Annotated in this window: 11 protein-coding genes; 6 read left to right on the top strand and 5 right to left on the bottom strand. The window is 65.4% G+C overall.

The features are described 5' to 3' along the window. Positions 1–5 precede the first annotated feature (5 nt). Genes IEX32_RS08475 through IEX32_RS08485 form a run of 3 tightly spaced genes read left to right on the top strand, consistent with a single transcriptional unit; the run spans position 6 to position 4073 of the window. On the top strand, positions 6–1505 hold the full coding sequence (locus IEX32_RS08475; protein WP_188770436.1) for a class I adenylate-forming enzyme family protein: 1500 nt from the start codon (positions 6–8) through the stop codon (positions 1503–1505). Next, on the top strand, positions 1495–2718 hold the full coding sequence (locus tag IEX32_RS08480) for a CoA transferase (RefSeq protein WP_188770438.1): 1224 nt from the start codon (positions 1495–1497) through the stop codon (positions 2716–2718). The genes IEX32_RS08475 and IEX32_RS08480 overlap by 11 nt, the downstream gene beginning before the upstream one ends. After that, positions 2712–4073: an amidohydrolase family protein gene (locus IEX32_RS08485; protein ID WP_229736257.1), complete on the top strand. Its 1362-nt coding sequence runs from the start codon at positions 2712–2714 to the stop codon at positions 4071–4073. Before IEX32_RS08480 ends, IEX32_RS08485 begins: the two co-directional genes overlap by 7 nt. On the opposite strand, the gene IEX32_RS08490 is transcribed toward IEX32_RS08485, so the two are convergent. Next, positions 4070–5131 (bottom strand): enoyl-CoA hydratase/isomerase family protein, encoded by a 1062-nt coding sequence (locus IEX32_RS08490; protein WP_229736258.1) that lies wholly within the window; start codon positions 5129–5131, stop codon positions 4070–4072. The two genes, IEX32_RS08485 and IEX32_RS08490, sit on opposite strands and share 4 nt — an antisense overlap. A gap of 187 nt (positions 5132–5318) precedes the next feature. Here IEX32_RS08490 and IEX32_RS08495 point away from each other — a divergent pair, with 187 nt between their 5' ends. Beyond that, positions 5319–6122 (top strand): helix-turn-helix domain-containing protein, encoded by an 804-nt coding sequence (locus IEX32_RS08495; protein ID WP_188770443.1) that lies wholly within the window; start codon positions 5319–5321, stop codon positions 6120–6122. A 52-nt stretch (positions 6123–6174) separates the two neighbouring features. Here the strand turns inward: IEX32_RS08495 and IEX32_RS08500 are convergent, their stop codons facing one another. Next, positions 6175–7515 carry an amidohydrolase family protein gene (locus IEX32_RS08500; protein ID WP_188770444.1) on the bottom strand — a complete coding sequence of 447 codons (1341 nt, stop codon included), beginning with the start codon at positions 7513–7515 and terminating at the stop codon, positions 6175–6177. Between the two features lie 38 nt (positions 7516–7553). Then, positions 7554–8342, bottom strand: coding sequence for a DUF2889 domain-containing protein (locus tag IEX32_RS08505; protein ID WP_188770446.1), 789 nt, complete (start codon positions 8340–8342; stop codon positions 7554–7556). Positions 8343–8601: 259 nt separating this feature from the next. Between IEX32_RS08505 and IEX32_RS08510 the strand changes: the two genes are divergently transcribed. Both IEX32_RS08510 and IEX32_RS08515 read left to right on the top strand, forming a co-directional pair. Further along, positions 8602–10794: an acyl-CoA dehydrogenase family protein gene (locus IEX32_RS08510; protein ID WP_188770448.1), complete on the top strand. Its 2193-nt coding sequence runs from the start codon at positions 8602–8604 to the stop codon at positions 10792–10794. A gap of 16 nt (positions 10795–10810) precedes the next feature. After that, positions 10811–11635 carry an enoyl-CoA hydratase/isomerase family protein gene (locus IEX32_RS08515; protein ID WP_188770450.1) on the top strand — a complete coding sequence of 275 codons (825 nt, stop codon included), beginning with the start codon at positions 10811–10813 and terminating at the stop codon, positions 11633–11635. A 264-nt stretch (positions 11636–11899) separates the two neighbouring features. Here the strand turns inward: IEX32_RS08515 and IEX32_RS08520 are convergent, their stop codons facing one another. Together IEX32_RS08520 and IEX32_RS08525 are read right to left on the bottom strand one after the other, a co-directional pair. Continuing rightward, positions 11900–12679 (bottom strand): TetR/AcrR family transcriptional regulator, encoded by a 780-nt coding sequence (locus IEX32_RS08520; RefSeq protein WP_229736259.1) that lies wholly within the window; start codon positions 12677–12679, stop codon positions 11900–11902. Further along, positions 12649–14130, bottom strand: coding sequence for an aldehyde dehydrogenase family protein (locus tag IEX32_RS08525; protein ID WP_188770453.1), 1482 nt, complete (start codon positions 14128–14130; stop codon positions 12649–12651). The genes IEX32_RS08520 and IEX32_RS08525 overlap by 31 nt, the downstream gene beginning before the upstream one ends. Between the last annotated feature and the right edge of the window lie 23 nt (positions 14131–14153).

Consider the following 14153-nt stretch of genomic DNA (forward strand, 5'->3'; position numbering starts at 1 on the left):
ACCAGATGAACATCGCGCTCCTTCTCGAAATGGCGGCCGAGGCCGCGCCCGACCGCGTAGGCCTCGTCTGCGACGGTAAGCGCTGGACCTACGGCGACCTGCTCGACGCTGCGCGCGGCGCCTTCGAGCTGATCCAGGAGAGCCAAGCCGAATATGTCGCGCTGCTGGACGAGAGCAGCGAGGCGGCGCTGATCGCGGTGTTCGGCGCGGCGCTGGCCGGGGTGCCCTATTGCCCGCTCAACTACCGCTTGCCCGATGCCGACCTGAAGGCGCTGCTTGGCAGGATATCCCCTGCCCTCGTCATCGGCGACGAGGCGCGCGTGACAAGCATCGCGGGCGATCAGGGGCATCTGATCTATTCGCGCGAGGAGTTCAGCCTCAAGGCGCAGGAGACCGTGCCGGCTGACGATGCGCGCGAATACGATCCGGGCGAAGGCGTCGCGATCCAGCTCTTCACCAGCGGCACCACCGCCGCGCCCAAGGCGGCGATCCTGCGTCACTCGAACCTGCTGGGCTATATCCTCGGCACGGTCGAGTTCGGCTCGGCCGACGAGGAGGACGCCGCGCTGATGGTCGTGCCGCCCTACCACATCGCCGGCATCTCCGCCCTGCTCTCCTCGATCTATTCGCTGCGCAAGATCGTCATGCTGCCCAGCTTCTCCCCGGAAGGCTGGCTGAACCTTGTCGAGGCGGAGAAGATCTCCAACGCCTTCGTCGTGCCGACCATGCTGACGCGCATCATTGATGTGATGGAAAAGGGCCTCGCCAAGGATGTCTCATCGCTGCGCGCCATTGCCTATGGCGGCGGCAAGATGCCGCTCGAGGTCATCCAGAAAGCGCTCGAGCGCTTCCCTTCGGCCGGCTTCACCAATGCCTATGGCCTGACAGAGACCAGCTCGACCATCGCCCTGCTCGGTCCCGAGGATCATCGCGAAGCCCTGGCGTCCGACGACCCCAAGGTCCGCGCGCGCCTCACTTCGCTCGGTAAGCCGATCCCCACCGTGGAGATCGAGATCCGGGGCGAGGATGGCAAGCTCGTCCCCGTCGGCGAACCCGGCGAGATCTACGTGCGCGGTGAGCAGGTCTCCGGCGAATACAAGGAAAAGAGCGCGCTTGACGCCGAAGGCTGGTTCCCCACCCGCGACGCGGGTTACATCGACGAGGACGGCTATCTCTTCCTTTCCGGGCGAGCCGACGACGTGATCGTGCGCGGCGGCGAGAACATGTCGCCGGGTGAGATCGAGGACGTGCTGCTCACCCATCCCGCCGTGGCCGATGCCTGCGCCTGCGCGATCCCCTCGGTCGAATGGGGCGAGGCCGTGGGCGTCGCCATAGTCACCCGCGACGGTCACGAGTGTCCCTGCGAGACCGAAATCAAGGATCTGATCCGCGCCCGCCTGCGCTCCAGCCGGGTGCCGGAAAAGGTCGTGTTCGTGACTGAGCTTCCCTACAACGAAATGGGCAAGCTGCTGCGCCGCAAGGTCAAGGACGTTCTTGCCGACTGAGCCCCAGGCCGGCAATGCCGGGCCGCGCGGTCCGGCCATTCCGCTGGCGCGCTGGGCAAGCCGGCAGCTAGACGCCCTGGCTCGCGAGACCGGTTCTGCCGGTCTTGCCGCACTGGATGGCCCCACGCTGCTGGGCGAACGCGGCTCCAACGGCGGCTATGTCATCAACGGCAAGGTTTCGGCGGGCCTGGGCGGCAGCCGTCTTCTGCCCACGCGCGATGGTCGCTGGTTCGCGCTCACCATCATTCGCGAGGTCGACCGTGAGCTTCTGCCCGCCCTGTTCGGCGAACCCGATCTCGACATTCGCGACGCGGACGCCATTGCGGCGGCGGTGCTGCGGCATGATGCGGATGAATTGCTGGAACGCGGAAGGTCGCTCGGGCTTCCGGTAGCCTGTTCCGACGAAAGGCCGAAGGCCGGCGCCGTCGAGATCATGACGCGCGGTGCGGCGCGCCAGCGCCCCGCTGGCCACAAGGCGCTTGTCGTCGATCTTTCGGCGATCTGGTCCGGCCCTCTCATCGGCCATCTTCTCTGGCAGACCGGAATGGACGTGGTGAAGGTCGAAAGCCCGACCCGGCCGGATTTGATCCGCCGCGACGATCCCGCGACATTCGACCTCATCAACCAGGGCAAGGCGAACGTCCTGATCGACCTCGCCGACGCTAGGCAGAAGGCCGAACTCGTAGCGCTGATCCGGCGCGCCGACATCGTGATCGAATCCTCCCGGCCCCGCGCCTTGCGGCACCTGGGGATCGACGCGGACGTACTGGTACGCGAGGTGCCGGGGCTGGTCTGGTTGTCGGTCACCGGGCACGGCGCGACGGGAGAACCCGCGAACTGGGTTGGCATCGGCAATGACTGCGCGGTTGCCGGCGGCCTCTCTCGCGCACTGGTCGAAATCACCGGTGAAATCGGCTTCGTCGGCGATGCCATTGCCGACCCTCTCACCGGCATCATTGGCGCGCGCGAAGCCCTGCGCGCGTACCGGAGCGGCGAGGCACAGCGCATCGGCCTTTCCATGAGCGCGATCGTCGCCACGGCCCTCGCCGAAGAGCGCGCCTTCGATCCCGGTCTGCTGGAAGCCGAACTGCGCGCCTGGGGCGAGGCGACGGGCAAGCGCTTCCCCTGCATTCCGCGCCGCGCTTTGCTGGCCGAAGTGCGGCAGCCCGGCGCCGATACGCGCCGCTACTTCCCGCACCTTGCGCCATGCTGATCCGCAATGCCGGAATCCACGGCGTGGGCGCGGGTGACTTGCGGTGCGAAGGCGGGAAGATCGCCGCGATCGGCGTGCTGGAACCGCGCCCCGGCGAAACGGTGCTCGATGCCCGCGGCGGCGCGCTGCTGCCGGGACTGCATGACCATCACATCCATCTCGCCGGCCTTGCGGCGCGCAGGAACTCGGTTCCCTGCGGCCCGCCCGATGTCGTCGACGCCGGCGGCCTCGCGGCGGCCTTGTCCGTTCCCGGAGAGGGGTGGCTTCGCGGCGTCGATTTTCACGAGAGCGTGCTGGGCCGCCTGCCGGACGCCGCCACGCTCGACCGGATAGTGTCTCACCGGCCGCTGCGTATGCAGCACAGCACCGGGCGCATGTGGTTCTTCAACAGCATGGCTCTGGAAATACTGCTGTCGAACGCCGAACCCTCGCCGGGACTCGAGCGTGAGGGCGGACGCTTCACGGGCCGCCTGTTCGACGACGACCCCTGGCTGCGGCGGACACTTGCCGGCACGCCGCCGGACCTGGCCGACACAAGCCGCGAACTGGCGCGGTTCGGCGTGACCGGCATCACCGACATGTCTCCGCGCAACGACACGGTCATGGCGGAGCATTTCGGGCGGCAGCGCCGGGAACGGAAGCTGCGCCAGAACCTGATCCTCGCCGGCACCCTGTCGCTGATCGAGGCGCCGCCGCGTTTGTGGCTCCTGGGGCCTGCCAAGCTCCATTTGCACGAAGCCGCCCTGCCCGCCTTCGACGATGCGCTCGCATTCATCCGCTCGGCCCATGCTCAAGGGCGCGGCGTCGCCGTGCATTGCGTGAGCGAATTGGAGCTGGTCTTCACCTTGGCCCTGTTCGAGGCGGCAGGGACGATCCGGGGGGACCGCATCGAACACGCCTCCGTGGCCTCCCTTGAGCTCACCCAGCGGATGGCGGCGCTGCATTTGCAGGTCTGCGTGCAGCCGCACTTCATCGCCGAGCGTGGAGACCGCTACCTTGCCGAGGTGGAGCCGCGCCACCAGGCCGATCTTTACCGCCTGCGTACCCTTGCCAAGGCGGGCCTGCCTCTCGCCGGCGGCAGCGACGCGCCCTATGGCACCGCCGATCCATGGCAGGCGATGGCCGCCGCCGTTTCGCGCCGCACGGCGAGCAGAGCGGTGATCGGCGGCGGCGAAGCCCTGACGCCCGAGGAGGCGCTTGCGCTCTACCTTGCCGATCCCTTGGACCTCACACGGCAGCGCGCGATCGTGGTGGGCGAACCGGCCGACCTTTGCCTGCTGGACCGGCCATGGGCGCGGGCGCGGGAATGCCTCTCAAGCGCGAATGTCGCCGCGACGCTGATTGCCGGCAGCTAGTCCACCAGCGCATCGACTAGGCCCCAGTCCAGCGCCTCGCGCGCGTTCAGACGGCGGCCGGAAAGTATCATCAGAAGGGTCCGCTGCGGCCCGATGCGCCGCGACAGCGACACGCAACCGCCCGCGCCCGGCAGGATGCCCATGGACAGCTCGGGCAATTGAAACCAGGACCGCCGCGTCGCCGTCACCCGCCCGGCGAAGGCTGCGAGTTCCAGACCGGCCCCGACGCAGGCACCGTCGATCTCCGCTTCCAGCCTCTCCGCGCAGAGAATGGCTTCGCGTGCGGGCAAGGTACGGCACCGGATCGCATGCGCCGTTACCGGGTCGCACGTCGTGCCGAACTCGGCCAGATCCGCCCCCAGGCTGAAAGCCTTGCCCTCCGCGCGCAGTACGACCCGTTCGATCGTCCTGTCCGCGTTGGCCAGCGCGAAAGCCTCGTGCAGCCCGTCGCGCATGGGGCGGTCGATCGCGTTCCCCGCCTCCGGACGATCGAGCGTCACGGTCAGGACGTCCCCGTTCCGCTCCAGTCCGACCCTGCCTGCTTTCTCCTGCGAGTGCGCTGACGACTGCCGCTCGATCCAGGTCCTGTGCGCCTCGCTGCCCTGAAGCATGGCATAGGCGAACGACTCGGCCGTCAGCGCGTCGGCGCCTTCGAGGCGCGGGAGCATCCGAAGGAGCTGCGTAACCGTCATCGCTGCCAGGGGCTGGGCCCGAGCCGCCGCGATGAGTGCTTCGATCCGGTACGGCGATTCCACGATTGTATCCACCGCGCCCGCCATCGGGTGCGCACGATTCCCCACGCCGATAACCGGGTACGGAGGGAGGACGAGCTGCGAAGGAGAATCCGGCTCCCGGTCGAGATCGACGATGCCGATATCCAGACCGGCCGGCGACTCGCCAAGCGCCAGTTGCTCTCCAGAAATCGTCAGGCCTGCTTCAATCATGCGTTGTGCGCGGTTCGCCCTGCCCGTTCGCCCCGCAAAAACCATGAACCGGCCGATCCCGCTTGACCAGTCCCGAAAAAAGAAAACCCTCTCATTCCTGCCGAACGAGCCCACTGCGCCTGCCTCATGCCTGGAAACCGGATTGCGATCATCCCGACACCGTATACCTGCACACAGGGCCTTGCTGAACAGCACTGTTGATGCTAACCAAGCTGAGTAAAAAACGAGTCGGCTTCACTTTCGAGAGCTGACCCAGGGGCGGAAGCGAGTTCCACAACCACTCAGAGGGAGGAGAGACCTCATGGCTGGCAAGACGACGTCATCAAACAAGGCAAAGATCGCGCGCCGCGTGATCGAGGTGTTGGAATACTTCGACGACACCCATCGTGAAGCGACCGTGATGGACATCGTCCGCCGCTACAACCGGCCGCAGTCCAGCACTTCGGAACTCCTCTCGAGCCTTGTCGAGCTTGGTCTATTGCATAAAGACCCCTACTCGCGCGCCTACAGCCTCACACCGCGAGCCGCCCTGCTCGGCACGTCGGGTCAGCCCGAACTGATCCGTGACGGCCGCGTCGTGCGGCTGATGGACCGTCTTGTCGCGCAGACCGGCCTGTCGGTTGCCCTGCACGCGATGGTCGGCCTCGACGCGCAGATCGTCAGCTGGCGCCACGGCCCGCGCGCGCCGGCCGCCACCCGCGAACTGACCGGCGGCGTCAAGGAGCCGCTGGTGCGCAACGCTGCCGGCTTGCTCATGCTTTCAACCATCGCCCGCCCGCGCTGTGAAGGCATGGTCCGCCGCCTCAACGCCGAAGCGGACGACCTGTCAAAATTCCAGTTCTCGGAAGTGATGGCCCTCATCGACGGGTGTCGCGACGCGCGCCACATCCTTGGAGCGGCCGGGTTCAACACCGGCGTCGAGGCGGTTTCCGGCCTCATTCCACGCCAGCCCGAAGGGCACCCGCTGGCCGTCAGCATCGTCTATGGCAAGGATGACAAGGTGAACCCCGAGACGCTGTTGCAGTGCATGGGCGACGCCATGCGCAGCTGCCTGCCCGATCCGGATGCGACCACCAACGTGGAACAGTTCCCGCACGCAGCCTGAACACGGTTACCCGGCGGCACCGGCCGCCGGGCAATGACCCTGCGAACAGGTATCAAGCGTCCTGCGTGGCCCCACGCGACGGACCGTCGCTGTCTTCGTGACGCGCGAACATTTTCATGATGTCACCCGATGTAACCGGACGCACCTCGCCTTCCGGAAGCGGGCGCTCGCCCAGCGAGGACTTGGGCGTGGTGTCGACGCCTTCCGCCCTGGCCTTTTCACGCAGCGCACCAACGGTCAACTCTTCCTTCGCGTAGTGCCGGAAGGGGTCAAAGCGGAACCAGCGCATTGCATTTCCGTGGGTGATCTTCTCGATCTGCGCGTCGGTCAGGTGCCTGATCGTCGGCCATAGCCGCTCAGGCACGTCCGGCCATAGCGTATCGGAATGCGGATAGTCGCACTCGTAGGCAATGTTGTCCTCGCCGATGAATTCGATGTTCTGAAGGCCGAAGGCATCGTCGATGAAGCAGTTCAGGAAGTGCCGCCTGAACATCTCGCTCGGCTTCATGTCCTGGAAGCGCGAATGCGTCCAATACTTGTGGCGCGAGTTCGAGAAGTCGGCCCGCTCCGTGAAATAGGGAACCCAGCCGATCGATCCCTCGGACAGGGCGATGCGCATGTCCGGGTACTTGTGCAGGGCTTCAAGCTGCAGCCAGTCCGATGCGGCGTAGGCGATCGTCATCGGCATGGTCGAAATCCACGCCTCGATCGGCGTTTCCATCGAGGCATGCGGCGCCGGATTGCCGCCACCGATGTGGAGGCAGATCGTCATATCGAGTTCGTTGATCGCCTTGTAGAAGGGATCCCAGTACGCGTTGTGAATGCTCGGCAGGCCCTGGCATGTCGGATTCTCGCTGATCGAGACGGTGTGGCACCCTTTGGCCGTAACGCGCTTCAGTTCGGCGATGGTCGCATCCATGTCCCAGGTCGGCAGGATCGCGCAGGGAATGAAACGGCCCGGATAAGCGCCGCACCACTCGTCGATATGCCAGTCGTTGTAGGCGCTGACATGCTTCACCGCGAGCTTCTTGTCCGGTACCCGGTGCAGGCGGCCGCCGGCGAAATCGAACACGCTGCCAAAGTTGAGCGAGGCCGCAACGCCGTTGACGTCCATGTCCTTGATACGCGCATGCACGTCATAAACGCCGTCGCGAAGCTGGTCGAGCGAGGTCGGCTCCATGCCGTATTCCTCGAAAGGCCGGCCGACCACCGCGTTCAGCGCGACCGAAGCGAAGCTCTGTCCCTGATAGACCCACAGGTCCTTGCCGTTCTCGTCCTTGATCAACTTCGGCGCAGAGTCGAGCAGTTCGCCGGACAGGTGGTTCTTGAACATGTCAGGCGGTTCGCTGATGTGATCATCGACGCTGATGATCACCAGATCGTTCATTTCCATAATTGCTCTCCCGGTTTGGTTCTTCTCGCGGGCGAGAACTAGCCGCCCGATTGGCCATGTACGGCCGAGAAACTGTCGCGAATGCCTTGCAGCGGCTGTCGCTCGTCGCCGCTGAAATCCTGAGGCTCCCGCCAGAAATCCACGTCTCCGGCCCGTTCGGGCTGAAATGCGTAGCAGCTTGGCAGCACGCCGACGGCGGCGCGGCGCTGCTCGCGGGTCATGGTCCGGCCATGGGCCACGAGGGACGCCCACTGCAGGAGCCTGGCGGCCTCCTGTTCCTCACCTTCCAGACTGGCAATCCAGTCGCGCAAGGTTACCAGCGTAAGCCCCGAAACATCTCCCGGCGACGCGAGCACGCCGTCACGTTCCACCCAGCGGTGCAGTGTCCGGCCGTTCCGCCTGATTTCCAGAATGCGTTTCGCGCCGTCGGGGTCGCTGACGTATACACGGTATTCGAGCGGCCGGCTATCCTGCGCATGAGCGGCAGCAAGCACGGCGAGGTCGTGCAGATGCGTGCAGTTGAGCTTCTTGTCCCGCCGCGCGGTTACTTCGGACAGGGCCACACCGGTAAAGGTGCCGACGAGAACGGCTTGCGCGTTGGGACAGATGTTCCACGGCGCACGGTCCGTGAGCGGCTCCACCGCCACTACCCTCTCGCCATCGTGACGCAGGCGAACCGCCATGCAGTGTAGGTCGTCCTCAAGCATAGCCATGACCGTGCCGTAACCCGGCTCCACCCGCAGCACGCGCCGGTAGCCCGGCATGGCCGCGATATCCTGCTTCTGGCACTCACCCATGGAACTTCTGGCCTTCTGGTCCGGGCTCACGTTGGTCTGCTGGCGCCAGGCTAACCCCCACCGGAGCGACCGGCCACCCGATTATGGATCGCGCGGCCCAACGCGGCGAGCCATCGCCGGCACGATTGCCGGGGGCTGGCGGTTTTTCGCCGCTGATCGCGCCTGTCCAATCGTGCCTGCGATAGCGCCAAAAACCGATTGAACACCTGTTCCTACTGTGGTGTTGAACTAGCGGGTAGCCCGCCTCAGGCGGCTTCATGACAACGATGATCTCTCGGGAAAGCCAGCGATGAATTTCGACCTCACCGAAGAACAGGAAATGATGCGCGAAACCTTCGCACGGTTTCTTGACGAGAATTCGAGCACCGTCCGCGTCCGCAAGGCGCAGGAAACCGGTGGGTTCGATGCCGCGCTGTGGGCGGGCCTCGCCGAACTCGGCGCATTCGCCATGCGCGTACCCGAGGAGGCCGGCGGCATGGGGCTGGGGCTGTTCGATGCCGCGCTGCTCATGGAAGAGGCCGGGCGCACGCTCGTTTCCGGGCCTCTCGCCGAGGCTCTCGTCGCCGCCCGTCTGCTGGGGCAGCTTGGCGGGCAGGACGAACTGCTCGAAAGCGTGATCGGCGGCGAGGCTGTCGCGACGATCGCCATGCACGACATGGCCGACAAGCCGGTCCAGTGGGTCGCCGGAGGCTCCGTGGCCGCGGCGGTGATCGCGCGGCGCGGCGCGGATATCGTGCTCGTCACGCCCGGTAAAAACGCTGGCAAGGCCGAACCCAATCTTGCGACGACACCGATCGTCGAAATCGATCTCGGCGCGGCATCCGCCACCGTTCTCGGGTCTGGCGAAGAAGCCCTTGCCGCGTTCGCGGCCGCGCTCGAAGAGTGGAAGCTCTACGTGGCGATCGGCCTTTCGGGCATTGGCCGCGAGGCGCTCAGGCTGGCGTCCGAATACGCTTGCGAGCGCAAGGCCTTCGGCCAGCTCATCGGCACGTTCCAGGGCATCTCGCATCCGCTCGCAGACCTGCTTTGTGACATCGATGGTGCCAAGTTCCTCGGCTGGAAGGCGATCCAAGACATATTCGACGGATCACAGGAAGCCGCTCCGACCATCTCGCTCGCCTACTGGTACGCCTGCGACGCAGCGGCGCGCGCCGTGGCGCAGGGCCTGCATACGTTCGGCGGTTACGGCCTGTCGGTCGAGTACGACATTCATCTCTACAACTTGCGCGCCAAGGCCTGGCCGCTGGTCGCGGGCGACCCGCAGCTCACGCTCGAGGAAGCCGGACGCCGTCTCTACGCGGGCGAAACCGTGTCGCTGCCCGAAGCAGGCGACGTGCCGATCGACTTCGACCTCGGCGATGAGGCCCGTCAGGTCTGCGCCGAGCTGGCCGAACTTTTCGCCACCAAGGTGACGCCGGAGCAGAAGGCCCGGTTCCACTATTCGTGGGAGGGCTACGTGCCCGAAGTGCACAAGATGCTCGCCGAGCACCACCTGCTTTTCCCCGGCCTGCCAGAGCACCTCTCGGGCCGCAGCATCCCGCCCTATGCGCGGATTGCCGCGATGGGCGAGCTGGAGCGGCAGGGTTACAACACGCCCGGCGCCAACGTCGCGGCCATAATTGCGATGATGATCGACAAGTACGGCAGCGACGAACTCAAGCGGGATGTACTGCCGAAGATCACCGGTGGCGACGTGCTCTGCTCGCTGGGCTATTCGGAACCGAGCTGCGGATCCGACGTCTTTGCCGCGCAGTGCAAGGCGACACAGCTCGACGACGGATCATGGCGGATCGACGGCACCAAAATGTGGACCAGCGGCGCCAACCTCGCCAGCTATGTCCTGCTGCTGGCGCGCACCAACCCCGACGTGCCCAAGCACAAGGGCCTGACCATGTTCATCGTGCCCCTCAAGACCGAGGGCGTGACGGTGCAGGCCGTCCACACCTTCCAGGACGAGCGCACCAACATCACTTTCTACGACGGCGTGGTGATCCCCGACGCCTGGCGCCTTGGCGACATCGACGGCGGTGTGAAGACGATGAGCGCCGCGCTCGAGCTGGAGCACGGCGGCGGTTTCTCCAAGGTCATCGAGGCCATGATCGAAGCGGCCGAGAAACTGACCGAAGAACTCGGCATCCTTGGCGAGACACGCACCCAGTGCCGCCTCGCACGCACCACGGCGCATCTGTGGGTCTCCGACATGCTGGCCTACCGCGCACAGTGGTCGAGCGTGGAGAAGAAGCCCAATCTCGGCTTCGGCCCGATGGCGAAGATGTATTCGTCGGAAAAGTTCCTCAGCGACAGCCGTGACCTGCTGGACCTGACCGCGCCGGTCTCGCTGTCCAAGCGCGATGGACCCGCCGGCTTCCTCAACCAGTGCTATCGTCATGCCGCCGGCACGACGATCTACGGCGGCACCAGCGAAGTGCATCGCTCGATGGTCGCCGAACGCGGCCTGGGCCTGCCCAGGACGCGCGGTTGAGAACGGGGAAGATACGATGAGCGAAGAAGCGCCGCACCTGCTGACCGAAGACGTCGACGGCATCCTGATCGCCACGCTCAACCGGCCTGACAAGCTCAACGCGATCAGCCGGCAGATGATGGACCTGCTCACCGAGGCGGTCCTGCGTTTTCGCGACACCCCTGAACTCAAGGTGATGCTGATCCGCTCTGCCGGGCGTTACTTCAGCTCTGGCGCGGACTTGCGAGGGGGCAAGCAGAACATCGTCTCGCCAGTCTACAACAGCAGCAGCGCGCGCGGCATCCGCGAGAACCATCGCCTCAACCTCAACAACATGCAGCAGTTGTGGGACGAGATGGAACACATCGAAAAGCCGTTCGTCGTGGCGCATCACGCGATGTGTGTCGGCGGCGGTCTGGAGATGAGCCTGTCGTGCGATTTTCGCCTTGCCGCGAAAAGCGCCGGCTATGCCTTTCCCGAAGGCCTGTTCGGCGTCCTGCCCGCATCGGGCGGCGTATCGCGCCTGACGCGCATCTGCGGTCCGCACTGGGCGCGCTGGCTGATCATGGCGAACAAGCCCGCCCCGGCGGACATGGCCTTCACGATGGGGCTCGTCCACCAGGTCTACGAGGACGAGACCTTCGAGCAGGAGGTCATGGACTTCTGCCGTCACCTGGCCAGGCAAAACGGTGAGCAGATGGGCGCAGCCAAGGTCGCCATCGAACTGTGCGCCGAAGTCGGCCGCGATTCCGCGCGCCATGTCGAACGCATGGGTAACAGCGGACTCATGCTCAACCCCGACTACATCAAGGGCATGGAAGAGTACCTCAAGGGCATCGGCGGCAAGGGCGGCAAAGGTTAAGCGGCGTGCGGGATATCTGACCCACCGTGATTGCCTCAGGAAGCCTCTCGGCAAGGAACCTTGCGCAGGTCGGGCTGGTTGCCCGGACAAGCAAGGTGACGCTGTCCGAGGGGCTTCCTGGGGCAACCCCTCCGGGGCGGGCCGCTTTTGGCCCGGCACAGCGTTGCTTGTCGGTCACTATGCATTGGCATGGCTCCCTCCTCGCGCCTCGCGCCAGGCCAAAATCGGCTCCGTCACGGTGGGTCAGATATCCCGCACGCCGCTCTAGGCCGTGTCGCCGCGCGCATCGCGGATCGCAAGTTCCAGCAGACTGGCGCCCGCCCGCAGATAACGGTCGTCGTTGAGTTCCGGCGGAATTCCCACGAGCGCCCGCAGTTCGTGATCGGTGACGAGGGTGATCGACCTTTCAATGCCGGTCATCACCATGCTTGCCATCGACGTGCTGTGCTGACCGGGAGCGACGTTCCGGCCCATCTGCCACACGAGCAGTTCGATGATCGGCCGCGTGCTGGTGATCCGGTGTTTCATCATGCGCTCGTCATGCTGGTCGGCCAGCGAGTTGCGCATATGAAGAAGCTGCGAATTGCGCGCCCAGAATGCATGGTAGGAGCGAACGAAAGCGTAGCAGTTTTCGTATAACTGTTCGTCCGGCCAGCGGTCGCGCAGGACCGCGAGATATCCGCTCTCGGCCGTCGCCAGGACCGGTTCGAGCACGGCGAGCAGCAGGTCCGTCAGGTCGGGAAAGTAGTTGTAGAGCGAAGTCAGGCCCAGTCCGGCGCGCCTGGCTACCGAGCCAAGCGTCACCGGCTCTTCATTATCCCCGAACAGTTCGATGGCCGCGGCAACAATGCGCTCGCGGGTCACCCGTCCCTTCCTGCCGAGCCGCTGACCGTTGAGATTGTGGCTTACGGACGCGCAGGCGTCGCTTACCGCCGCGGCAAGGGTGGGGGACAATGCGGCAAGATGCCGCGCGTCCTGCCTGTCCCCCTCACCCGCCATGCGGCGGCCCGCACTCAAGCCGGCTGGGCTTGCCCAACCGGCCATGCGAGAATCTTGACGTCGGTATATTCCTCGATCCCCTCGACGCCCCATTCGCGGCCCATGCCGCTGGCCTTGCAGCCGCCGAAGGGGATGTCGCCCGAAATGCACATGCCGTCGTTGACGCTCATGGAGCCGGTGCGCACGCGGCGGGCAATGTTGATCGCGCGATCGTGGCTGCCCGAGACCCCGCCCGACAGGCCATAGGAACTTTCGTTGGCGATGCGGATCGCATCTTCGTCATCTTCGTAAGGGATGACCACCAGGACCGGACCGAAGATCTCCTCCTGGGCAATACGCATGTCGTTGGTGACATCGACGAAGCAGGTCGGCTCGATGAAGTAGCCGCCGCCCTTGTCGGGACGGATATTGCCGCCCACCAGCAGCGTCGCACCCTCTTCCTTGCCCAGATCGATATAGCTCTTCACGCGCTCCATCTGCCGCCTGGAGATGACCGGACCCATGATATGCCCCGGATTGTCGACATCACCCCAGTTGTCGCCGAACTTGCCGTAGGCGCCCTGGAGGATGGCCTTGGCTTCTTCGTAACGGCTCTTCGGGACGAGCAAGCGCGACTGCACCGCGCAGCCCTGGCCGGCATGAAAGACCAGCATTGCCGTGGCCACGTCCATCGCGAAGTTGGGGGAATCGTCGAGAACGATCTTGGCCGACTTTCCGCCGAGTTCAAGGAACACGCGCTTCAGCGTGGCCGCGCCCTGTTCCATGATCCGCTTGCCTACGCCCGTGGAGCCGGTGAAGGAGATGAGATCGACGCGAGGGTCGGTCACCAGCATCTCTCCGGCAAGGGCCGGATCAGCGCCGAAGACGACATTGATTACGCCTTCGGGGAACCCTGCTTCCTGAGCCAGTTCACCGAAGATCGCGCCCAGGCCCGGCGTATCGGGAGCGGGCTTGAGAATGACGGTGCAGCCTGCGAGCAGGGCCGCGACGACCTTGCCGATATTGACGTAGAGCGGGACGTTCCAGGGAGTGATGGCGCCGACGACTCCGACCGCTTCGCGCAACCCGATACGCTTGTGCATCCGGCCGAAGGTTTCCTTCTCGCCATAATCCTTTTCCCATTCGACCTTGTCGAACACGGCCATGTAGTCGTCCCAGCCGTCGAGCGCCATGTCGACGTGGGCGCGGTTCACCGCGCCCTGGGCGGCGCCGGCTTCATGGATCGCCAGCTCACCCAGGCGCGCGCGGTTCTTTTCGAAGAGTTCACGGTACCTCTTCAGCAGCGCGACGCGCTTTTCGACATTGGTCGACCAGTCGGTGGTGTCAAAGGCCCTGCGCGCGGCGGCGATCGCTTCGTTGACGTCGGCGGCAGTGGCGTCGGCCGCCTTGCAGACCGGCTCGCCGGTCCAGGGGCTGATGACGTCGAACGTCGCGCCGCCGCTCGAATCGCGCAGCTTGCCGTCGATAAAGAGCTTGGCATCGGGAAGAGTTGTCATCGTATTTTCCTTGGCAAGATGTC

The sequence above is a fragment of the Novosphingobium endophyticum genome (genome assembly GCF_014640675.1).
Lineage (GTDB): Bacteria > Pseudomonadota > Alphaproteobacteria > Sphingomonadales > Sphingomonadaceae > Novosphingobium > Novosphingobium endophyticum.